This window comes from Rodentibacter haemolyticus (assembly GCF_015356115.1).
Lineage (GTDB): Bacteria > Pseudomonadota > Gammaproteobacteria > Enterobacterales > Pasteurellaceae > Rodentibacter > Rodentibacter haemolyticus.
In genome coordinates this window covers 1481995-1505655 of sequence record NZ_CP063056.1, presented here as the reverse complement: position 1 = coordinate 1505655, position 23661 = coordinate 1481995, and the positions used below count along the sequence as shown (strand labels likewise).

The following is a 23661-nucleotide window of genomic DNA, read 5'->3' as shown; positions in this document are numbered from 1 at the left end:
CCAATTTCGTCAATGAAAAAATTGAATTATGAATAAAAAATATACTTTAATTTCGCTCTCTATTTTGACCGCACTTTACAGCCAAATGAGCTTTGCGGATTTACGCTCGCAATGTTTAACGGGTGTACCGAAGTTTTCCGGTGAAAAGGTATCCGGTGAGCCGAATGACTTACCGGTTTATATTGAAGCGGATGAGGCGGAAATCAATCAGCCGACAAACGCAATTTACAAAGGAAAGGCGGAACTGAAACAAGGTCATCGTCACCTGCTTGCGGATTCCGTAGAAGTAAAACAAATTGGTGAAGGCACGGCACTTCAGCGTTTTGCTTATGTAAATGGTGGATTTGATTATAAAGACGATCAAATCAATATGTTAGGGCAAAGTGCCGATTTTAATCTTGATTCCAAAGACGGTAACGTCACTGAAGCGGATTATCAATTGGTTGGCCGCCAGGGACGTGGTAAAGCACAGCATATTGCGTTGCATAATGATACGCGTGTAATGAAAAATGCGACCTTTACTTCCTGTTTACCGGGGGATAATGCTTGGGCGGTAGATGCTTCGGAAATTCGCCAATACGTAAAAGAAGAATATGCGGAAATGTGGCATGCCCGTTTCAAAGTGCTTGGCGTACCGATTTTTTATACCCCTTATTTGCAATTACCAATCGGTGATCGCCGTCGTTCCGGTTTATTAATGCCGAGTGCGGGAAGTTCTAGCCGTGACGGTTATTGGTTTGCGCAACCGATTTATTGGAATATTGCACCGAATTATGATGCGACAATCACGCCGAAATATATGTCTCATCGTGGTTGGCAATTAAACGGCGAGCTTCGTTATTTGATACCTATCGGTGAAGGTAAAATCGCCGGTGAATATTTAGGACGGGATCGTTATGATGAATACTATGGCGATAACCGCAAACGTCATCTCTTCTATTGGAATCATAGTTCCTCCTTTCTTCAAAATTGGCGTTTTAATGTAGATTACACCCGTGTAAGTGATAAGCGTTATTTTACCGATTTCACTTCTGATTACGGAAGTAGCACGGATGGCTATGCCAATCAATATGCACGCGTTGCGTACTATCAACCTCATTACAATTTCGTGATTTCGGCACGTCAATTCCAAATTTTTGATGAAGTTTCGGTGGGGCCTTATCGTGCTTTACCGCAAATAGATTTTAACTATTACAAAAATGATTTAGCGAATGGCTGGTTAGATTTTAAATTGTTCTCACAGGCTGTTCGGTTTGATAACGATAGCAGTCTTATGCCAACGGCATGGCGTTTTCACCTTGAACCGAGTTTGGTGAGCTCAATGTCAAACAAATACGGAAGCCTGAATATTGAAACCAAACTTTACGCAACCCGTTATCAGCAGAAAAAAGGCCCAGGTACGGGGGCGGAGGATGTTCAGCATAAGGTAAATCGTGTCATTCCACAGGTTAAAGTTGATTTACAAACCGTGTTGGCGCGTGGTACGACTTTCTTAAAAGATTACACGCAAACTTTTGAACCGCACGTGCAATATTTGTATCGTCCATATCGTGATCAAAGCAATATCGGGTCAAAATTAACCAATGATTATTTAGGCTTTGGTTATGATTCCGCCTTGGTTCAACAAGATTATTATTCTTTGTTTCGTGATCGTCGTTATAGCGGTTTAGACCGCATTTCTTCCGCCAATCAGGTAACGGTGGGGGGAACTACACGCTTTTATGACAGACATTCAACAGAGCGTTTTAACCTATCGGCCGGGCAAATCTATTATTTAACGGATTCCCGAATTGATAATAATCCGTCAAATAGCACCCAACGTTCATCTTCCTCTTGGGCATTGGAATCTAACTGGAAACTCAATGATCATTGGAACTGGCGTGGCAGCTATCAATATGACACTCAGCTGAAGAAAACCTCATTGGCAAATACCAGTATTGAATATAATCCGGCGAGAAATAATTTGATTCAGTTGAACTACCGTTATGCAAGCCAAGCTTATATCGACCAAAATTTAGGTCGCTCGTCAAATGCTTATAATCAAGACATTCGACAATTAGGTATGGTTGCTGCGTGGGAAGTGACGGATAATTGGGCAGTTGTTGGAAAATACTACCAAGATCTAGCATTGAAAAAGCCGGTGGAACAATATATCGGTGTGCAATATAACAGTTGTTGTTGGGCGATAGGTGTCGGTGCAAGACGTTACGTCACCAGCCGTCAGAATCAGAGACAAGATGAAGTCGTGTATGATAATAGTATCGGCGTGACTTTTGAGTTGCGCGGTTTAGGCAATAATGATCACCAAAGCGATATTCAGGAAATGCTTGAAAAAGGGAAGCTACCTTATATTAAGGCCTATAGTTTATAGCAGAAAGAATTTAGTACGGTTAAAAAACAAGGATATTTTTAACCGCACTTTTTACATTCTTTATTTTTTATTGCGCTTAATTAACCGGTATTATGTATCAGTCGCACAAAGAGAATTTTATCACCAATATTTATCGGGGACTGGTTGCGTAACGCACCATTTCATCATTAACCCCTCTATTGGTGTATTACGGTTTCGCCTAACGCACCCTACGATGATTTGTGCTACATAATACCCTAAAGTTCTGCAATTATTTTTAAGGTTATTGCAATGAAAAACTCTATTCCTCTGTTTGGTATTACCGGTTACAGCGGTAGCGGTAAAACGACATTATTAGAAAAACTAATTCCCGAACTTATTTCACGCGGGATTCGTGTTTCGGTGATAAAACACAGTCATCACAATACGCAGGTGGATAAGGAAGGAAAAGACAGCTGGCGAATGAAAGAGGCAGGTTCGGCACAAGTGATTTTAGCCGGTGATCATCGCTGGGCAATGATGACGGAAACCACAACCCCCGTATCGCTTGAATACTTGATGCAGCAATTTGATCACCACTTAACCGATTTGGTGTTAGTAGAAGGTTTTAAGCAAGAGCCTGTACCCAAAATACTTTTACACCGCCAAGAGATGAGTAAACCCTTAGCGGACATTGATGAAAACGTATTGGCGATTGCCACCGATTATCCCCTTGAAACCGACCGCACTTTATTGAATATTAACCACATTCCTCAAATTGCCGATTTTATTGAACGTTGGTACAGACAAAAAACCAGCGGTAATGATTTATAGTGAATTAAATCTTAGATCAATTTGTTATAATCGAGACGATTTTTTTATTTAAGAAAAAGCGGATTTGCTTATATCTTAATGGCATTTTAGTTTAGTAAACTTAATCCAACATTCATTATCACCTGATGGGATTAATCCTGTCTTATGCAATCCAAGGAGCGAGAATGAAATTAAAAGCAACCATAACCCTTGCCGCGGCATCATTATTTTTAGCCGCTTGCGACCAATCCGGTTCTGCCGATAAAAGCACGCAAACCACCAATACAAAGCAATCAAACAAAACCTTCGTTTACTGCACGGCAAAAGCACCGTTAGGTTTCAGCCCTGCACTGGTGATGGAAGGAACTTCTTACAATGCCAGTTCACAACAGGTATATAACCGTTTAGTGGAGTTTAAAAAAGGCTCTACCGATATTGAACCTGCGTTAGCGGAAAGTTGGGAAATTAGTGATGACGGTTTAACTTATACTTTCCATTTACGCAAAGGGGTGAAATTCCACACCACCAAAGAATTTACGCCAAGTCGTGATTTTAATGCCGATGATGTGTTGTTCTCATTCCAACGTCAGTTAGATCCGAACCACCCGTATCACAACGTTTCAAAAGGGACTTATCCGTACTTCAAGGCGATGAAATTCCCTAGTTTATTGAAATCCGTAGAAAAAGTGGATGATAACACCATTCGTATTACCTTAACCAAAAAAGACGCCACTTTCTTGGCAAGTCTCGGTATGGACTTTATTTCCATTTATTCCGCAGAATATGCCGATGCAATGTTAAAAGCCGGTAAACCGGAAACCATTGATAACCGTCCGGTGGGAACCGGACCGTTTATTTTTGTTGATTACAAAACCGACCAAGCGGCACAATATGTGGCGAACGAAAATTACTGGAAAGGTCGTACTCCGCTCGATCGCTTAGTAATTAGTATCGTACCGGATGCCACCACACGTTATGCAAAACTACAAGCGGGTTCTTGTGATTTAATTCTCTTCCCGAATGTAGCGGATCTCGCCAAAATGAAAACCGATCCGAAAGTACAATTATTGGAGCAAAAAGGTTTGAATGTGGCATACATCGCATTTAATACGGAAAAAGCCCCTTTTGATAATATGAAAGTACGCCAAGCATTGAATTATGCGGTGGATAAGAAAGCTATCATTGAGGCAGTTTACCAAGGTGCGGGAACAGCGGCGAAAAATCCATTACCACCGACAATCTGGAGCTATAATGACGAAGTTCAAGATTACCCGTATGATCCGGAAAAAGCGAAACAACTTTTAGCGGAAGCGGGTTATCCGAACGGCTTTGAAACGGATTTTTGGATTCAGCCGGTAGTGCGCGCCTCTAATCCGAATCCAAAACGGATGGCGGAACTCGTGATGGCAGACTGGGCGAAAGTGGGTGTAAAAGCCAATCCTGTTACCTACGAATGGGCGGATTACCAAAAACGCGCAAAAGCCGGTGAATTAACCGCAGGGATTTTCGGTTGGTCCGGCGATAACGGTGATCCTGATAATTTCCTCTCACCATTATTAGCAAGTGTTAATGCCGGCAACTCAAATTTTGCACGTTTCAAAAACCCGGAATTTGATGCTTTGTTAGAAAAAGCATTAAGCTTAACCGATAAAGAAGAACGCACAGCGCTTTATAAACAAGCTCAAGTCATTGCCCACGAACAAGCCCCATGGATTCCAGTGGCTCACTCCGTTGGCTTTGCACCGCTTAGCCCGAGAGTGAAAGGCTATGTTCAAAGCCCATTCGGTTATGACGCCTTTTATGGTGTGAGCGTTGATGAAAAATAATGAATTTCTGCAAAGTGGTATGTACACATTATTGATATGAAAATCGGTAATATAAAGAAAATGATGTATCACAAGTCTCATTGACGAATCACTTTGTAGGTTTGTGCAGGGTAGGCAAATTTTTACCCACCATTTACAATCTCTATATTTTCGGTGGGCAACAAGTTGCCCACCCTACATATCTTAACGTACAATTCTATTGCTAAACTCTGTTAATCGGTGCGTTACGGTTTCGCCTAACGCTACCCTACCGATGAGCGCAACACTCTCTACCGATGATTTTTGCAACTGCTACATCATTATGATTTTTCCCTATTTTTAAGGAGGAAAAATGGACTTACATCATATCCGTGAAGAATATCGCAAACGGGTACTCTCACAACATGATTGCAATGAAAACCCCATTTCGCAATTTGAATTATGGATGAATGAAGCCATTACCGGTCAAGTCAATGAACCCACTGCAATGAATTTGGCGACAGTAGATCAAGATGGCAAACCGAATAGCCGAATGGTGTTATTAAAAGAAGTGAATAAACAAGGTTTTGTATTTTTCACGAATTATCACAGCCATAAGGGCCGAGCTATTGAACATAACCCTTATGTCGCTCTCACCTTCTTTTGGCCGGAATTGGAACGCCAGATACGTATTGAAGGAAAAGCCGTAAAAATTCCCGCCGAGCAATCCGATGAATATTTTGCAACCCGCCCTTACACCAGTCGTATCGGTGCTTGGGCAAGCGAGCAGAGTGCGGTCATTCCCGGCTATAAATCTTTACTGGCGAAAGCCACGCTTATTGCCGCCAAACACCCGTTCAGCGTGCCACGTCCGACGCATTGGGGCGGCTATTTAGTCGAGCCGGATTGTATTGAGTTTTGGCAAGGTCGTCCAAGCCGTTTACACGATCGTATTCGTTACCGTTTGGAAAATAATGCGTGGATTCGTGAACGCCTTTCACCTTAATGTAGAGAATTAAATTTAAAAATTACTGTATTGCTGCGCCCTGCCTATTTGCACGATCTTCGGCTTGCGGCTTTGTATCCATTTAAAATTCATTATAAAAATAGGAAAAAATGACCGCACTTTCTGCGCTTGATCATCTTTATGTACCGCTGCACCGCCTTATTCCTTTCTCTAATGTGGAAGGGCAAGGCAATCGCACGACTATTTTTCTGCAAGGTTGTAAACTAAATTGCCTGTATTGCCACAACCCGGAAACGATTCCACGCTATGCCGAGGGCGTAAAACAAGTGAGCCTCCGCTACCTTTACGAACAAGTAATGGAAGCCACGCCTTTTATTCGTGGAGTAACGATCTCAGGGGGAGAGCCGACAATTCACTATAAAAAACTCATCCCGCTCTTTGAGACATTACGTTCACAAGGCTTAACCTGCTACCTTGATAGCAGCGGCTTTTTTGACTTCGAAAAGATTCTCCCATTGATTAATGTTACCGATAAATTTCTGTTCGATCTAAAAGGCGAAGGCTTAGGTTTGCAATCCCTTTGCTTTGACAGAAAAAATAGCAGCGGTATGGTTTCTCATCAAATAATTCCAACGGAACAGCGAATTAAAACGGATAATCTTACACGCAACTTAAGCAATCTTTCAAAACTACTCCCTCTCAATAAAGTGGAGGAAGTGCGGTTGGTTTTTGTAAAGGATTTTTTTGATGCCTTTAAACTCATTGAGCAAACCGCTCTGTTACTTAAGCCCTACCCACAAATTCTGATAAAAATTATCCGTATGCATACTAAAGGGGCACGCGATAAAGAAGGTTTGAAACCTTTCGTACCGACTCAGGCAGAAACGGATCAGCTGGCTGATTACGCCAAAAAATGTGGACTCAGTCACATATTGACAATTTATTAGAGGATTACATTACATTTTTTGGAAAAAGTTCACACAATTTAGCAAAAAAACAGTAAAATTACGCCGATTTTTATCTTTAGCGATTTTGAGGTGTATATGAGTATTTTAATAAGTATTCTTGGTATGGTGGTATTAATTGCCATCGCATTTTTGTTATCAAATAATCGTCGATCGATTAATTGGCGAACAGTATTAGGGGCGTTTGCAATCCAACTTGGATTTGCCGCCCTTATTTTATATGTGCCGGCAGGTCAAAAGGCATTAGGGGCAACGGCAGATGCCGTAGCAAATGTTATTGCTTACGGCAACGAAGGGATCAACTTCGTCTTCGGCGGTCTTGCTGATCCGAGCAATCTTGGCTTTATCTTTGCCGTAAAAGTGCTTCCGATCATCGTCTTCTTCTCCGGTTTAATTTCCATACTTTATTACCTCGGCATTATGCAAGTGGTGATTAAAATCATCGGTGGTGCCTTACAAAAAATGTTAGGTACATCAAAAGCGGAATCCATGTCTGCCGCTGCAAATATTTTCGTAGGTCAAACAGAAGCACCGCTTGTGGTGAAACCCTACATTAGCCGTATGACGGAATCTGAGCTTTTCGCAATTATGGTGGGCGGAACCGCTTCTATCGCAGGCTCCGTGATGGCAGGTTATGCGGGAATGGGCATTCCTTTGACTTACTTAATCGCAGCATCATTTATGGCGGCACCGGCAGGTCTATTATTCGCCAAAATTCTTTACCCTCAAACACAGCAATTCAGCGATACCCAACCCGAAGCGGGTAATGAAGAAAAACCATCTAACGTATTAGAAGCCATGGCAGGCGGTGCAAGCTCAGGTATGCAATTAGCCCTAAACGTAGGTGCTATGCTTATCGCCTTTGTGGCGTTAATCGCATTGATTAACGGTATCTTGGGCGGTATTGGCGGTTGGTTCGGTTATGGCGACCTCACCTTACAATCTATTTTCGGTTGGATCTTCAAACCACTCGCTTACTTAATCGGCGTATCTTGGGAAGAATCCGGTATCGCAGGTCAAATGATCGGAATGAAATTAGCGGTAAACGAATTTGTCGGCTACCTTGAATTTACCAAATATTTACAACCGGATAGCACAGTCGTATTAACAGAAAAAACCAAAGCGATTATTACTTTCGCACTTTGCGGTTTCGCAAACTTTAGTTCTATCGCAATCTTAATCGGCGGCTTAGGCGGTATGGCACCAAATCGTCGTAGCGACATTGCACGTTTAGGTTTAAAAGCCGTCATTGCCGGTACGCTTGCCAACTTAATGAGTGCAACCATTGCTGGTCTTTTCATCGAATTAAGTGGTGCCGTACTCTAAAAGTGCGGTTAGTATCCGGACTGTTTTTGCAGTATTATGTTGCACTTGCACAAATCCGTAGGGTAGCGTTAGGCGAAGCCGTAACGCGCCAATAGAGGGATTAATCGTTACGCAAAGCTTAACGCTCCCTCCCCCGATAAATATTGGATATAAAACTCTCTTTGTGCGACTGATGCATAATACCTTGTTTTTGCACCACGGTTACACGTGGTGCCTTTATTTTAATTCAATCAAAAGAGGGAAATACAATGACTCCACATATTAACGCACCTGAAGGTGCATTCGCTGATACCGTGTTAATGCCGGGTGATCCGCTTCGCGCAAAATATATCGCCGAAACATTCCTAGAAGATGTGAAAGAAGTAACGAATGTGCGCAATATGCTTGGTTTCACCGGAACTTACAAAGGCCGCAAAATTTCGGTAATGGGACACGGTATGGGTATTCCGTCTTGCTCTATTTACGCAAAAGAATTAATCACAGAATACGGCGTGAAAAAAATCATCCGCGTAGGTTCTTGCGGTGCAGTAAAAATGGACGTGAAAGTTCGTGATGTTATCATTGGCTTAGGTGCCTGTACCGATTCTAAAGTGAATCGCATTCGTTTCAAAGATAACGACTTCGCAGCGATTGCCGACTTCGGTTTAACCAGTGCAGCAGTTGAAGCGGCGAAACAAAAAGGCATTGCAGTAAAAGTGGGCAATCTTTTCTCTGCCGATTTATTCTACACACCGGATGTAGAAATGTTTGACGTGATGGAGAAATACGGTATTCTCGGCGTTGAAATGGAAGCCGCCGGTATTTATGGCGTCGCTGCTGAATTTGGTGCACGAGCATTAACCATTTGTACGGTTTCCGACCATATTCGCACCCACGAACAAACCAGTCCGGAAGAACGTCAATTAACCTTCAACGAAATGATCGAAATCGCATTAGAAAGCGTGTTAATTGATGATAAAAACGTCTAATTAAGTATCTAAGAAAGACATAAAAAGAGCGGTCAAATTTGACCGCTCTTTTCGTATCATTTTATCGTCTTGGTAAATAACGTACCGGGTCCACCGATTTACCTTTGTAACGAATTTCAAAATGAAGCTTCACGCTATTAGTACCGGAGCTTCCCATTTTGGCAATTTCTTGCCCTGCTTTGACTTCTTGCTGGTCGCTAACGAGGATTCTATCGTTATGTGCATAAGCACTCAAAAAATCATCATTGTGTTTAATAATGATCAAATTGCCGTAACCACGTAATGCGTTACCGGCATACACAACACGCCCCGCCGCCGCCGCTTTCACCGCTTGTCCGCGCGAGCCTGCAATATCGATCCCTTTATTACCGCCGTCCGAGCTAGAGAACCCTTGAATAATATTGCCGCTTGCAGGCCATAACCATGAAATGTTGGAAACAACCGGAGCCGCTACATTTGCGTTCACAGGGGTAGTGTTTCCTGTTGCAGGCACTGCCGGAGCACTGGTTGATGTGTTAGAGGACGGAACGCCCGCACCGGATTTGATCGGCCCGATAATCGTGCCGTCTGAACCGATTTGCGTACCATTTGCACCGGCGGTATAGGTTACCGCAGGTTCGACAGGTTTTACCGTAGGAGCCGTGGTAGTCGTATTAACCGGCACTGTAGTCGTTACCGTTCTCGTGGTACATTTACCGATCTTTAACGTTTGCCCCACACTTAAACTATAAGGTTCCGACATATTATTCAGCGCAGCAAGCTCTTTCACGTCCATTCCGGCTAAATATGCGATAAGGAACATTGTGTCGCCTTTATTCACTTTGTAAGTGTCGCCTTTGTAAGACCCCTTTTGAATTTGGCTGTAATCCGGTGCATTCGTGTTCGGGTTTCGCGGCACATTGATTGCAGAGGAATTTGTACAATCTGAAATCGTCTTTGTGACGGTTTTGGTTTGCGCTTGTGTCGGTACAACCGGCTCCGTTACTGTCGGAGTTGTGGGTTGAGCCGGCTGATAAGTCGGCTGAAAATTCGGTTGCGGTGTTTGAGTTCCACTTGGTACATTATTCCCTACCGTGGTTGACCCCATCGTATTCGGCATCGTGCTTTGTTGAATTTCAGGCTGCCAACTTCCGTTACGATTTCCATCAACCGATTGCATAATTCCCGGAGATAACGAACCATCGGCATTTTCAATAGGTGCTTGCGTGTTTGATGAACAGGCAGTTAAAACCGCAGCACTTAGGGGTAATAATAAAAACGATTTTTTCATTTATTCTTCCTTTTTATTTCATTGTATTTGGCATAGCTTGATGTTCGATTTCCGGCATAAAACTACCACCTGCAACAGCGCCCGTACCTTCCACCGGCTGCATAATACCGTTCGGTAATGTATTCGGATCTTTCACCTCCGGTGAAGAACAAGCCGCTAAAACCAACGTCATAGACAACGCAAATAAATATTTATTCATAAACATATCCATTATTTCAAAATAAGGTAAGCCGCTACCGCAAGCACAACCACCGACCAACCGATAATCTCAATCGATTTGCGTAATTTTACTGCAAACTTTTCACCGCCCCAAGCCGCCAATTTCGCGACAAGTAAGAAACGCGCCGCTCGAGAGATAAATGCTGTAAGCGTAAAGGGTAAAAATGCCATTTGCATCACACCGGCGCAAATCGTGAAAACTTTATAAGGAATCGGGCTAAAACCGGCAACAAAGACAACCAACACGCCCCATTGCTCAAACCAACTCATCGCTTTTGCCCAATGCTCGCCATAGCCCCATTGTTGAACGATTCCTTGCACCCAATCCGTTGCAAAATAACCGATGGCATAGCCGACTATGCCGCCCAAAGCAGAGGCAATCGCCGTATAAAGCGCAAATCTGACCGCACTTTTCGGCTTTGACATAGACATTGGAATCAACATCACATCAGGTGGAATCGGAAAAAAGATAGCTTCGATAAAACTGACAAAAGACAACCAAAATGCCGCAAAACGATGTTTTGACCATTCCATCGTCTTATCATACATTGCCCCAAAAATATTCATTCAATACACCTTAATGTTCTAAATTTAGCCAAAACGCCACATTATTCACGTTCTAGCCAATCTTGTAAAGATTGAATTGAGTGATGTGCCGTCATATCCGCCTGAATAGGCGTGATTGAAACATAACCGTTCTTCACAGCGTGGAAATCCGTCCCTTCTTGTTCATTTTCAGGCAAGCCGGCAGGCCCAATCCAATAAATTCGCTCGCCGCGGGGATCTTCTTGCTTAATCACTTCCGCCGCAGAAGAACGATAGCCCAAATGGCAAACTTTGTAACCTTTAAGTTCTTCGTAAGGTATATCGGGAACATTGATATTAATGATCTCACGCGGATTTAATAATTGATGGTGTAATTTAGGAATTAAATCCACAACAACACGTGCCGCCGTTTCATAATGTAAACGTCCGTCTAAGGAAACCGCAATTGAAGGTAATCCCAAATGACGACCTTCTAATGCCGCAGCAACCGTGCCGGAATAAATCGTATCATCACCCATATTACAGCCGGCATTAATTCCCGAAACCACCAAATCCACTTGTCCGGATAAAAAACCGTTCAATGCCAAATGCACACAGTCAGCCGGAGTGCCGTTAACACAATAATCCCCGTTATCCAAATGACGAGGGCGTAGAGGCTCAACTAAAGTGAGCGCACTTGAAGCCGCACTGCGATTACGATCCGGGGCCACAATCACCACATCGGCGATTTTACGCAATTCCGCCGCTAAAATTTGAATCCCCTCTGCGTGAAAACCATCATCATTACTTAATAAAATTCGCATTATATTTCTTCCTTATAATTCACTAATTCTCTAACCAATGCCGTGGCATAAGACCCTGCCGGCAAATAAAAACACAGTTTCACCCCCACATCAGTGAATTGCCAATGAAAATCCTGCGCCTGCATTAATAACGGACGACGTACCGCTTTCATTTTCTCTTGTTTCATTAAAGGTGAAAAAACATTGTGTTGTTCCACAATGGCGTTTTCAAGCGCAGAAGCCATTAAATTTTCTTCACCGATCAAAGGCGCGGTGAGTAAAATATCCCGTTGTGCCAATCGCGTTTGCAACGCAGCCAAATCCTCCGATTCATCGGCTTTAAACCAACTGTGAGAACCATTTAACTGCACAATGTCATTAGGCAGAACTTCCTCTGTTACACCTTGTTCAATACGTGCCGCCACAACTAAATTAAAAATTTCACTGCGTGCGGCGGAAAGATAAAAACTGCGTTTTTTACGATCTTTCACTTTTATTTTGCCTTGCGCCCAACGCAATGCCTGCGTGAGATTATGACCGTCACGCCCAAAGCGTTGTTCCGTAAAATAATTAGGAAAACCGGTATTTTTCACAAACTCTAGGCGCGCTATTAATTCGTCAGTTTCCTGCACATCACGCAGTAAAATTTCAAAATGATTACCTTGCAGGCTACCGATTCGGATTTTTCGGTTATGGCGAGTAACCGCTAAGATTTCAACACCTTCCAATTGAAATTGACTAAAATCCGGCGTTGCTTTCCCCGGCATTTGTAAGCAGAACCATTGTTCCGTCACGGCTTGACGGTCTTTCAAACCGGCATAGCTCATATTTCGTTCCGACACGCCGGCAAATTTTGCCAGCTTTCCCCCCACAAATAAGGTGTTACAGCCTGTTTTTCTTACTTTTAACGCCACAAATTCACCCTCACCCGACATTTCATAGCCAAGCACCTCTTTCACAATGAAATCGGCACATTCCAGCTTTAAAAGTGCGGTTGATTTTGGCGGTGTTTTTAAGGTGAGATAAGGAAGTTGTTCAAGCATAATTTTGAGGTGTTTTGATAGAAAATAGTCGTGTGAAATTTTATGCGACTTTTGGGGATTTATCCACTAAAATAACCGCACTTTTACCTCAATTAAGGAATTAATCATGACAGATTTTGCCGAACTTCAAGCAGAAACCCGCGACATTATCACCGATTTATTAAACGATGGCAGTGATCCGGCAGCACTTTATATTATCGAACATCATATTGCCCACCATGATTTCGATTTGTTGGAAAAAATTGCGGTGGATGCCTTCAAAGCAGGTTATGAAGTTTCGGAAGCCGAAGAATTTGAAGATGATAACGGCAAAGCTATTTTCTGTTTCGATATTATTAGCGAAGTGGAATTAAAAGCGGAAATTATTGATGCCCAACAAAAAGAACTTTTACCGCTAATTGAAAAACACAAGGGCATTTATGACGGTTGGGGGACCTATTTTGAAGATCCTAATGCCGATGAAGACGAATATGGAAATGACGGTGAATTTTTCGATGAAGATGAAGTCGAAGATTCACGCTTACACTAATTTACCGAACCGCAATCAAAGTGCGGTCATTTTTTTGAGAGAAATTATGAAATTAAAAACACTCGCTCTTGCCGTTTTAGCCCTACCTTTCAGCACCGCGACATTGGCTGAAAATACGATAACCAAACCCGCTCAAATCGTTTCCTTTAACACGGAAGTTGAAAGGGAAATTGAACGGGATCTGTTACAAGTTCGACTATTCTATCAAGTTGATGGTAAAAACTTATCCGACTTAAATAAAACCATTTCCGAACGTTTAAATAAAGCCGTGGCGATCGCAAAGGAACAAAGTGCGGTCGAAATTAAAGGTAATTCCCGCAATACTTCCGTTCGTAATGATGCACAAGGCAAGAAAAACGGTTGGATTGCCCGTGCCGAATTGGTATTGGAAAGTAAAGATTTCCAAGCTATTTCTAACCTTATATCAACACTGGATGATGTGATGGCAGTGGAAGATATAAATGCCTCTATCTCCTCCGAAAAGCTAATGAGCGTGGAAAACGAATTAACGCAAGCGGCGATTGAAAAATTCAAAAAGAAAGCCGATTTGATTCAAAATTCGTTGAAAATGAAAGATTACCGAATCCTAGATTTAGACATTTCCTCCGTAAACGAGCAAATGCCGATTCGTGCTTATGGTACAGCACGTGCTGCAAAGGTTGCTACCTTATCTGCAGACTACGCAGGGGCAGATCAGGCTTTCCTAGAAAATGGTAAAGAAACCGTTCGCATACGGGCAAATGCACGGATTGAGTTACTCAAAGATTAATTTTCTATACAATTCTTTTTTATTCTATACAATAACAACGTTTTTCATACTGTAAGGAAACCTCAATGAATGTAGCAAAAAATGTGGTGGTGAGCATTGCTTACCAAGTCCGCACCCAAGATGGTGTATTAGTCGATGAAGCACCGGCAAATCAACCGTTAGAATATTTGCAAGGACACAACAACTTAGTCGTTGGGCTTGAAAAAGCCCTTGAAGGCAAAGCGGTTGGAGATAAATTTGAAGTTCGCGTACAACCAGAAGAAGGTTATGGTGAGTACAACGAAAATATGGTTCAACGAGTACCAAAAGAGGTATTCCAAGGGGTTGATGAACTCGTTGTGGGTATGCGTTTCTTAGCCGATACCGACATCGGCCCTGTTCCTGTGGTGATTACCGAAGTTGATGGCGATGAAGTTGTTGTTGACGGCAACCATATGTTAGCCGGTCAGGAATTGCATTTTACCGTTGAAGTGGTGGCGACACGTGAAGCTACTTTAGAAGAAATTGCACACGGCCACGTTCACGGTGCACACGACCACCACCACGATGAAGAGGGTCATGGCTGCGGCTGTGGTGGTCATCACCACCATCATGATCACGAACATGAACACGGCGGTTGCTGTGGCGGTGGTCATAAACATGGTCATGGTGGTTGTGGCTGCGGTGGTCATTAATTATCAAAACTATAAATATAATCTGCACCTTAATTCGTTGATTATTTATTCAACTTTTGAGTGTGCAGATTATGTTTATTTGAACAATTCTTCATCTTAAAAATATAATCTTTAAGTTTCAGATCTATTATAAATTTTCACCAGATAGAAAAGAAAAAATATAAATGAAAATATAAAAGTAATAATATTTATCCATTGCCATCCACTTGGAAAGGCTAGGGTAAACCCTGCTAAAAATGAAAAAATTAAATTTCCTAAATATGTGAATATAGAGCTAATGCTTTGTAGTTTATGTTTAACATCCTTAGGAATATTATTTAGATAAAATGTCCCCCATTAAACATCAACGCCCACCCTAAACCAGACAGAAATAGAGCAATAAAATACCCATAACTTTGAGGTAAGAAAAAAACACTTATTGAGCTAATAATAAAACATAAACTACCCAATAAAATTAAACTATCGGTTTTAAATTTTTCAATTAAAAATGAAATAGATAAGGCGGGTACATACATAGCAATGAAATGTAATTGTAAAGCTAATACACTTTTTGATGTAGGATAGTGATTATGATGCATTGATAATGGTGCAGAATTCATGATTAAAGTCATTAATGAGAATCCTATTGTGCAAGCTAATGTCCCCAGAATGAAATTTTTAGAATAATATACTGTTATTTTTTCTGATGAATTCAAAGTATTGGACAATATTTCTTCTTTTTCAAGAAAGACCAAAAATTGACTTATTATCAACATAAAAAAAATTATAATAACAAAAATAAAATTACCAACTAAATAGTTATTTGAAATAAAATCAATTCCTTCTCCAGCGAGAAAAGGACCGAGAATTCCACCTAAAATACCAGAACCAATCACTAATGACGTTGCTCTTTTCCTCCATATTTCATCATTAAAAACTTCTGCAGCAGCAAATCTATAAAATTGATTAAACACTGTCGCATTACCAAGAACAAATGTAGCAAATAAAAAAAATGTGAAATATCGATAATATAATGCAAGTATTGCTAAAATTGCCCCTAAAATACCAATAAAACCACTTATAATAAATGATCTCCTTCTACCATATTTTTTCATTAATGAACTTGCACAATAAATCATACTAAACGAACCTAAAACTGTCATTGTCATAGGAAGAGTTACTAATATTTCCGTTGGGGCTAAATGCTTACCTACAAAAGCATAGGTTAAAGTGAGTAGAGAAATCACTGTTCCACTTAAACCTTGACCTAAACAAAGTGCAATTAAAGTTATATATTTTTTCATAAATATATCCTATGACTTATTTTGAAAAAAATTTATCTTTTACTATTTACATATATGCGTTTAAAAGATTTATTAGAACATAGAATCTCTAATTTTGTCATAAATCTCAGTTTATTATCAAAATAAACTACTACAAACATGCTGAGATAATTTATTTTTACTATCAATATTTAATAGGTAAATTGCTGGAATATCTGCTCTATCCTGTTTCTCATGTAAGTTAATCTAATGGCATTTGATAATTTTTTGTCTACCCTCCATCCATCATTAACCAATTTATATATAGATGTAGGAATTTCTTGATTGTGAGGTGATAATGGTTTTCTTGATAGGATAGGCATTATAATTTTTATAAATCCATCATTTCTAATAGAACCATCTAAATTAATTAAAAGTTTATTTTTATCAATATATTCTTTATAAAAAAATTCTTGATCTATGTAAATAGAACTAGGAGGGCTATTGCTCTCTATATTAAGCCTATGCCTTAGTAAAGGGGTCATTTTAATTAATCGATATGAACTAGATATTTGAGAATACTCTTGTTTATTTACCCACATAGCGCCTCCCACACAAATAATTAACAATTAAATAACAAAATCAAAGCATTTTTTCAAGATGTAAAAAATTTCTTTCAAATTTGTGATCTTAATCACAGTTTTTAAGATTGTTTATTCAATAGAGTGAGATAATTGCTTTAAATAACAACTTGAACAGGGTAGGGTAAAACGGTTCTTTGATGGATAGAAATTTACAACAAAATTTAACCGAAAAATTTTGCTATGATATTATGAAAAGAAGTCTTATTTTTAAACTTATTGTCCCCTTACGACATTACTAACAGAAAATAAACTATTGGCGGGACTTTTGATTTTGATAAGCAGCGAAGTGAAATGCCACCTTAATTTAAGGTGGCATTTTTATTTACTCATTATTCGGTGGCAGCTTTTAATGCAACTTCAGGATCCGGTTGACCCGTGATACGGTTACGTAAATCACGGCGGATTACTTCAATCGTCCAGAACCAGAAAATGTGACCGACTAATTCGGAGATATGTTCATACGCTGGCCACTCACTCACTGGAGGGGTTAATCCCAACAATGGGAAGGTGATGTAGTGTACGGCGATATTAGCAAGAATCCCTGCGCCAATCCCTTGCCAGAATTTGATTTTCGGGAAACGCTCAGCCACGATACAGTAACCGATTGCAAACACCAATGAGAAAATCATATGAGTCACACCGATCCAGTTAAATCCGTGGTCGGCAAAGGTGAACACGGCTTCGGTCGGGTCAATACCGATATAATCACGTAAGAAAACGTGTGGTGGATTCAAAAATGCACGCGAACAAACTTCAAAAATTTGATCTTGGGTTAAACCGCTAACATCAACTTTACAAGCCGCTGCGAAGAAATCGATTGGACTACGTGGAGGGAAAGGATGCTCTGCACCCCATTTTACAAAGGCGGAAATAATACCTGCGATAATACCGACAAAAACAGCAACGCCATAACGACGACGATTTGCCGGAGTTTGAGTGAAAATACCTGACATATTTTGCTCCGAAAATGTTGAAAAAATTAACCGCACTTTTACATTATGAATGTGGTGCGGGGCTTTATTACCTTTTACGAAGTTGATAATTCACTCTCATCATAACTAAAGAAGAATTATCCGTAATCCAAGGTAAATATAGGTGCAAATTTTTCACTAATTTAATGAACTCGTCAAGATTCAACGCTCATTTTCTACTAAAAAAGATGTAGAACGCTCCTTCTACATATAGAAAAAAACGGTTGCTATTTGAGATAAATAACAACCGTTATATTGATACGGTATTCAAAGAATTATAATTTAGCGGCAAGCATTGTTTCTAATTTTTCTTGATCCACGGCAAATTTACGAATCCCTTCTGCCAGTTTTTCTACCGCCATCGGATCACTATTATGTTGCCAATAGAATTCCGCCTCACTTAACGGTTGAGGTTTCGCTTTCACCTCACCTTTAAATTCAAGTTTACGCACAAGTGCGGTCGAATTTTCTTGTAATTCTTTTAATAACGGCGGAGCGATAGTTAAACGATCGCAACCTGCAAGCTCGGTGATTTCTCCGACATTACGGAAACTCGCTCCCATCACGACGGTGTTGTAGCCATATTCTTTGTAGTAATTGTAAATTTTAGTGACGGAAATCACACCCGGATCTTCTGCAGGCGCATATTCTTTTTTATCGGAATTTGCTTTGTACCAATCTAAAATTCGACCCACAAACGGCGAAATTAAATAAACACCGGCTTCTGCACAGGCACGTGCTTGCGCTTCGGAGAATAATAAGGTTAAGTTACAGTTAATACCTTCTTTTTCAAGAATTTCCGCCGCCCGAATCCCTTGCCAGGTTGAGGCGATTTTAATCAAAATACGATCATTAGAAACACCTGCCGCATTGTAAAGTGCAATCAGTTTACGCGCTTTTTCAACGGTGGCTTGCGTATCATAAGAAAGGCGCGCATCCACTTCTGTCGAAATACGCCCCGGCACGATTTTTAAAATTTCCAAACCGATATTTACCGCCAACTTATCTTCTGCATCAATAAGTTGTTGCGCTTTATCACTACTTTGCTTTTTTGCATAAGTCACCGCTTCATCAATTAACGGGGCATATTGGGGAAGGGCGGAAGCACTTAAAATTAAGGACGGGTTAGTTGTCGCATCTTGCGGTTGGTATTTTTTAATCGCATCAATATCACCGGTATCCGCTACCACTACTGTCATATTACGAAGTGAATCCAATTGAGTTGTCATAATGTTCTCCTTGTTTTTATTGATGGACGCTACGATACCATAAATCGAATTTTAAGTAATAGTGAGAAATGGAAATATATCTAATAGTTTTTACCAAAAGTGCAATAGTTACTTATTTTTTATCAAATTTGTGATCGAGATCACATTTCTCGATAACATAATGAAACCGATTTGAATACTTTTCCCGATTCGATAAAATAGCGTGCATTTAGACGTGATATGGCACAATGTGGAAGCCTCAAACTTTCAAGCAATAGTTACGTAATATTTAGTAAATCATTTCATTTAATCATTATGACAGAAACCAATCTTGCGCTTAGACTTTGCTCTGATGAGTTTGTACAAGAACATATCAAACAAGAATTTTTAAATACCTTAACCATTATTCCGTGGAATAAAAGCCACGGTGCAAAAAATAGGCTTAATTTTATTCAAACAAATACCCTTGATGTGCTTTTCGTTAGTAGTGATATTTTTTACTCTGATGAAGCGATTTTATGTTGGTCAAGGGCTTTGAAAAATAGCGGTATATTGGTTTTAGAATCAACAATAGAACGTAAAATCGAGCAGATAGCCTTGCAATTTTCATTCATTTTTACCTTAGTACCGAGTGGCAATAAAAATGTATGGATTTTGCAAAAAGATGTAAAAGAAAATGCTGAGCAACTTTACAATCGACTTCGCCAAACGATTCAAGAGAAGCTGCCATTAGAATCCGTTTTAACGGCAATCAAAAATTTTGAAATGGTTGAACCGAATCATTCTATCTCTTTCTTTACTCGACACAAACTGAAAGCTCAAGGGGCGAAGCTGCCTGCTTACGATATTTGGAAAACTTATGCCGGCAGAATTCCGACAAGTTTAGGTATGCTGTATCAGGCTTTGGGGTTATTGGCCGACGGAGATTATCAACGAGGGTTTAAGGAGAGAGAAATGTTACTTGGCAACGCTCACGCCCGTAGAACGAAGGTTCCTCCTAAGGAAGAATGGCTACCAAAACGTTGGAAGGGTGAACGACTTGCCGGTAAAACATTAGTTGTGTGGAGTGAATTTGGTTTAGGCGATGAAATTATGTTTTCCCAACTTGCATATTACTTAAAAATGCAGGGAGCGACAACGATATGGATGGTGCAAAAACCTATAGTTTCATTAATTAAAACCCACCCTGATATTGATCAAGTTATCGGTATTGACGAACTTGAAAAATTAGAGGAATTTGACTATTGGGTTTATCCGCACGAAATACTGGTGTATGTTGATACGCCATTTCAGGATTTACCTAAACGCTTACCTTATCTTTTTGTGCCTTCACAAAAAATGGCTGATAGTGCGAATTTATTCCATCAAACTAAAAACCTAAAAGTCGGCATTGTTTGGCGTGGTGATTCGACACACGAAAATGATAAATACCGTTCTATTCATAATCCGGCATATATTGAAAGACTATTTAAGCTAAAAGGGATTGACTGGTATTGTGTACAAAAAGTCTGCAATGATAATGAAACGGCATTGTTGGAAAAATACAATATTCCAAATATGGTCAAAAACAGTGGTGATTTTCTGGATACGGCTACCATATTAAAACATCTTGATCTTCTTGTCGCAGTCGATACTTCCGTTGCACACGTTGCCGGCGCACTCGGTTTGCCCACATTCTTAATGTTACCCTATATTGTCGATTGGCGTTGGGGTATGACGGAAAAAACCAATATGTGGTATAAGGATATGATCTCTTTTAGAAATAACTGGCCATCAACGGAATGGGACAATGTAATTGAAGAAATCAGCCAAGCCTTAACAGAAAAAGTGATGCTTAAAAAAGCGAAAGATTAGGTAACCCCTCATAATGAACAGGCCGCCAAAAGGAAATCGGCGGCCTGTTTTCTTTATTGTGTATAAGATAAAAAAGTCGGCATAAACCGACTTTTTTATTCAAGGAAAATTATTTTTTCAATAAATCACGAATTTCAGTAAGTAATTTTTCTTCGTTTGACGGTTCTTCCGGTGCTTTTTCCGCCGGTTTTTTAAGTTTATTGATAGCTTTTACCATTAAGAAAATAGCAAACGCAATGATAACGAAATCAAAGACGTTTTGAATGAACATACCATAGTTCAACGTTACCGCCGGAATATCACCGTTTGCAGGTTCTAAAACATATTTTAAATCTTTAAAATCCACGCCACCGGTTAAAATACCCAATACAGGCATTACCACATCAGCAACAAGTGAACTGACAATTTTGCCGAACGCACCACCGATAATCACACCGACAGCCATATCAACAACATTGCCACGCATTGCAAATTCACGAAATTCCTTTATAAAACTCATAAAATTCTCCTTTTGTTTAAATATTACGCATTAAGCGCGCATATTATATGTGAGCTACCTTTAAAAAGTAAACCTTTAAATAAAGAATGAACTCGGTTGGAATAATTTTTCTATTTCAGAAACCGTCTTTTTATCACTCAAATAGATGACCACGTGATCGCCATCTTGAATTTCTATATTTTTACGCGCAATGATTACCTCATTCTCCCGCAAGATCGCACCGATGATACAGCCTGTCGGCAAGCGAATATCGCGAATGGTTCGTCCTACAATATTTGAGGTATTTAAATCCCCATGTGCCACAATTTCAATCGCTTCGGCAATACCATGACGCAAACTTGCTACATTTTTAACATCGCCTTTACGCACATGCCCCAATAATGCAGAAATCGTAGCCTGCTGTGGGGAAACCGCAATATCAATCGTCCCGCCTTGGATAAGATTGATATACGCCATACGCTGAATCAACACCATCGCTTTTTTCGCCCCCAAGCGTTTTGCCAGCAATGCTGACATAATATTGGCTTCATCATCACTGCTTAACGACAAAAACACATCAATATTTTCAATGTGTTCCTCAAATAATAAATTTTGATCCGAAGCATCACCATGAAAAACAAGGGTTTTAGCAAGTTTTTCGGCTAAAACTTGCGCCCGCTCCGCATTACGCTCAATGAGTTTAACGGAATAAGAATGTTCTAACCGTTTTGCAACCCCAGCCGCAACATTGCCGCCACCGACAATCATTATACGTTTATAAGGTTTTTCAAGGCGCTGTAATTCGCTAATGACGGCTTTGATATGCTCCGTTGCGCAAATAAAGGTGATTTCATCACCGGCTTCAACGATGGTCGAACCCTGCGGACGAATAGTTTTATCGTTACGTAAAATAGAAACGATACGGCAATCAATGTGCGGCATATGTTCTTTAAACGCCGATAACGCATACCCCACCAACGCCCCCCCGTAATAAGCTTTCACTACCACGACACTAATACGATTTTTCGCAAAATGAGCGACTTGCAACGCACCGGGATAAGCAATTAAACGGGTAATTTCTTCCGTAACGAGATTTTCCGGCGAAATTAAATGATCAATAGGCACATTTTCATCATTAAATAATTTATCCTTTTCACGTAGATATTCCGAATTACGAATACGGGCAATGCGCGTCGGCGTATTAAACAAGGTGTACCCCATTTGGCACGCTACCATATTAATTTCATCGGAAGCCGTTACCGCCACCATTAAATCCGCATCCGCCGCACCGGCATCACGTAACACTTTAGGCGAAGAAGGCGAACCTTGCACAACCCGTAAATCGTGCTTTTCCTGCAATGCGTGTAATTGCAGTGATTGTTCATCGACTAAGGTAATATCATTATCTTCACTCACAAGATTTTCTGCCAGAGTCGTCCCCACTTGACCGGCACCGAGAATCATAATTTTCATTCCTCACTCCTTGTTAATGTCAAAGGGCGAATACCAATTTTCGGCGAATTTAGACCGCACTTTAAGGCTTCGATTCGGCGACAAATTTCATCGGTTATCGCATTCGCCTGTGCGATTTTTTCTTCCGTAACACATTGCGGTACTTTTTGGAACAACACGGCATCTAATAATCGTTCGGCGTGCATTCCATCACGGCAATAATGCAATACGCCTACCTCATCAAATAAGGTTGCAACTTTCGCAATTCTGGTTGTCGCAATACCTAATGCGCCGTCTTCACCACCTAATTCACGAAATAACGCATCTTGTGGAAAACCGCCGCAAGCCAGAAAAAACGAACGACGAAAAACAACATTACCGCCACAAGTCATTCGCATATGTTGCCACGCAAAATCAAAATTAGGATGTTCCGCATAACGTGCAGGCAAACCGATAGGCTTTAATGCCAAGCGCACCACTGACGTATCGGGTTGAAAATGAAAAGTTGCCGCTGCCACTTCTAATGCACCCGGTTCATAAGCGTCATCCGCATCCAAGAAAGCGATAAATTCGTTATCGGCTTGTAATGTCCCCCAATTTCGCGCCTTTGCCACCCCACTATTTTTCGGCATACTCTCCACATAAATCCGATCCGGATATTTTTCTGCAAAAGCTTCCAAAAGAGCAAGAGTATTGTCTGTCGAGCCGTCATCGATTAACCAGACCTTACCTAAGCAGACCTGCCTCAATACGGATTCCACTGCACGCGCCAGTGTTTTTTCTGCATTGTAACAAGGAATAATGACATCAATATTCGGAAACATCATTG

General features: G+C 40.6%; 23 protein-coding genes. 11 read left to right on the top strand and 12 right to left on the bottom strand.

What is annotated here, in order from left to right; translation table 11 throughout:
- Positions 1-28 precede the first annotated feature (28 nt).
- The 7 genes from lptD (at position 29) to deoD (ending at position 9152) form a co-directional block, all read left to right on the top strand.
- Positions 29-2371: an LPS assembly protein LptD gene (gene lptD, locus IHV77_RS07090; protein ID WP_194811301.1), complete on the top strand. Its 2343-nt coding sequence runs from the start codon at positions 29-31 to the stop codon at positions 2369-2371.
- Between the two features lie 270 nt (positions 2372-2641).
- Complete coding sequence (gene mobB, locus IHV77_RS07085) at positions 2642-3163, top strand: molybdopterin-guanine dinucleotide biosynthesis protein B (RefSeq protein ID WP_194811300.1); 522 nt, start codon at positions 2642-2644, stop codon at positions 3161-3163.
- 164 nt (positions 3164-3327) lie between these two features.
- Positions 3328-4968: an ABC transporter substrate-binding protein gene (locus IHV77_RS07080; protein ID WP_194811299.1), complete on the top strand. Its 1641-nt coding sequence runs from the start codon at positions 3328-3330 to the stop codon at positions 4966-4968.
- Positions 4969-5299: 331 nt separating this feature from the next.
- The gene (pdxH, locus tag IHV77_RS07075) at positions 5300-5932 is read left to right on the top strand and encodes a pyridoxamine 5'-phosphate oxidase (RefSeq protein WP_194811298.1); all 633 of its coding nucleotides are present in this window, start codon (positions 5300-5302) and stop codon (positions 5930-5932) included.
- 110 nt (positions 5933-6042) lie between these two features.
- A complete protein-coding gene (locus tag IHV77_RS07070) occupies positions 6043-6840 on the top strand; it encodes a 4Fe-4S cluster-binding domain-containing protein (protein ID WP_194811297.1) in 798 nt (265 codons plus the stop codon).
- A 96-nt stretch (positions 6841-6936) separates the two neighbouring features.
- Positions 6937-8184, top strand: a complete 1248-nt coding sequence (locus tag IHV77_RS07065; protein WP_194811296.1) for a NupC/NupG family nucleoside CNT transporter — start codon at positions 6937-6939, stop codon at positions 8182-8184.
- Between the two features lie 248 nt (positions 8185-8432).
- Positions 8433-9152, top strand: a complete 720-nt coding sequence (gene deoD, locus IHV77_RS07060; protein ID WP_194811295.1) for a purine-nucleoside phosphorylase — start codon at positions 8433-8435, stop codon at positions 9150-9152.
- A 61-nt stretch (positions 9153-9213) separates the two neighbouring features.
- Here deoD and nlpD read toward each other — a convergent pair whose 3' ends face one another.
- From nlpD to truD, 5 genes are read right to left on the bottom strand one after another with little or no spacing between them, the layout of a single operon-like run.
- Positions 9214-10422, bottom strand: coding sequence for a murein hydrolase activator NlpD (nlpD, locus tag IHV77_RS07055; protein ID WP_194811294.1), 1209 nt, complete (start codon positions 10420-10422; stop codon positions 9214-9216).
- Positions 10423-10435: 13 nt separating this feature from the next.
- Positions 10436-10621, bottom strand: a complete 186-nt coding sequence (locus IHV77_RS07050) for a lipoprotein (protein ID WP_194811293.1) — start codon at positions 10619-10621, stop codon at positions 10436-10438.
- Between the two features lie 11 nt (positions 10622-10632).
- On the bottom strand, positions 10633-11208 hold the full coding sequence (locus tag IHV77_RS07045; RefSeq protein WP_194811292.1) for a YqaA family protein: 576 nt from the start codon (positions 11206-11208) through the stop codon (positions 10633-10635).
- A 41-nt stretch (positions 11209-11249) separates the two neighbouring features.
- A complete protein-coding gene (gene surE, locus IHV77_RS07040) occupies positions 11250-11990 on the bottom strand; it encodes a 5'/3'-nucleotidase SurE (protein ID WP_194811291.1) in 741 nt (246 codons plus the stop codon).
- On the bottom strand, positions 11990-13012 hold the full coding sequence (gene truD / locus IHV77_RS07035) for a tRNA pseudouridine(13) synthase TruD (RefSeq protein WP_194811290.1): 1023 nt from the start codon (positions 13010-13012) through the stop codon (positions 11990-11992). The genes surE and truD overlap by 1 nt, the downstream gene beginning before the upstream one ends.
- Positions 13013-13118: 106 nt before the next feature.
- Here truD and rraB point away from each other — a divergent pair, with 106 nt between their 5' ends.
- The 3 genes from rraB (at position 13119) to slyD (ending at position 14984) form a co-directional block, all read left to right on the top strand.
- A complete protein-coding gene (gene rraB / locus IHV77_RS07030; RefSeq protein ID WP_194811289.1) occupies positions 13119-13541 on the top strand; it encodes a ribonuclease E inhibitor RraB in 423 nt (140 codons plus the stop codon).
- A gap of 46 nt (positions 13542-13587) precedes the next feature.
- Positions 13588-14310 carry an SIMPL domain-containing protein gene (locus IHV77_RS07025; protein WP_194811288.1) on the top strand — a complete coding sequence of 241 codons (723 nt, stop codon included), beginning with the start codon at positions 13588-13590 and terminating at the stop codon, positions 14308-14310.
- 65 nt (positions 14311-14375) lie between these two features.
- Positions 14376-14984, top strand: coding sequence for a peptidylprolyl isomerase (gene slyD / locus IHV77_RS07020; RefSeq protein WP_194811287.1), 609 nt, complete (start codon positions 14376-14378; stop codon positions 14982-14984).
- A gap of 317 nt (positions 14985-15301) precedes the next feature.
- Here the strand turns inward: slyD and IHV77_RS07015 are convergent, their stop codons facing one another.
- From IHV77_RS07015 to tal, 4 genes are all read right to left on the bottom strand, one after another.
- Entirely contained in the window at positions 15302-16267 is a 966-nt protein-coding gene (locus IHV77_RS07015; RefSeq protein ID WP_228549996.1) for an MFS transporter, read from the bottom strand.
- Between the two features lie 170 nt (positions 16268-16437).
- Positions 16438-16827 carry a hypothetical protein gene (locus tag IHV77_RS07010; protein WP_194811286.1) on the bottom strand — a complete coding sequence of 130 codons (390 nt, stop codon included), beginning with the start codon at positions 16825-16827 and terminating at the stop codon, positions 16438-16440.
- A 371-nt stretch (positions 16828-17198) separates the two neighbouring features.
- Entirely contained in the window at positions 17199-17822 is a 624-nt protein-coding gene (locus IHV77_RS07005; protein WP_194811285.1) for a YagU family protein, read from the bottom strand.
- Between the two features lie 293 nt (positions 17823-18115).
- The gene (gene tal / locus IHV77_RS07000) at positions 18116-19069 is read right to left on the bottom strand and encodes a transaldolase (RefSeq protein ID WP_194811284.1); all 954 of its coding nucleotides are present in this window, start codon (positions 19067-19069) and stop codon (positions 18116-18118) included.
- A gap of 294 nt (positions 19070-19363) precedes the next feature.
- Here tal and IHV77_RS06995 point away from each other — a divergent pair, with 294 nt between their 5' ends.
- Complete coding sequence (locus IHV77_RS06995) at positions 19364-20902, top strand: glycosyltransferase family protein (RefSeq protein WP_194811283.1); 1539 nt, start codon at positions 19364-19366, stop codon at positions 20900-20902.
- A 109-nt stretch (positions 20903-21011) separates the two neighbouring features.
- On the opposite strand, the gene mscL is transcribed toward IHV77_RS06995, so the two are convergent.
- The 3 genes from mscL to IHV77_RS06980 all read right to left on the bottom strand — a co-directional run bounded on the left by mscL (position 21012) and on the right by IHV77_RS06980 (position 23656).
- Positions 21012-21401 carry a large-conductance mechanosensitive channel protein MscL gene (gene mscL / locus IHV77_RS06990; protein WP_194811282.1) on the bottom strand — a complete coding sequence of 130 codons (390 nt, stop codon included), beginning with the start codon at positions 21399-21401 and terminating at the stop codon, positions 21012-21014.
- 75 nt (positions 21402-21476) lie between these two features.
- A complete protein-coding gene (gene trkA / locus IHV77_RS06985; protein WP_194811281.1) occupies positions 21477-22853 on the bottom strand; it encodes a Trk system potassium transporter TrkA in 1377 nt (458 codons plus the stop codon).
- Complete coding sequence (locus tag IHV77_RS06980) at positions 22850-23656, bottom strand: glycosyltransferase family 2 protein (RefSeq protein WP_194813249.1); 807 nt, start codon at positions 23654-23656, stop codon at positions 22850-22852. The genes trkA and IHV77_RS06980 overlap by 4 nt, the downstream gene beginning before the upstream one ends.
- Positions 23657-23661 lie beyond the last annotated feature (5 nt).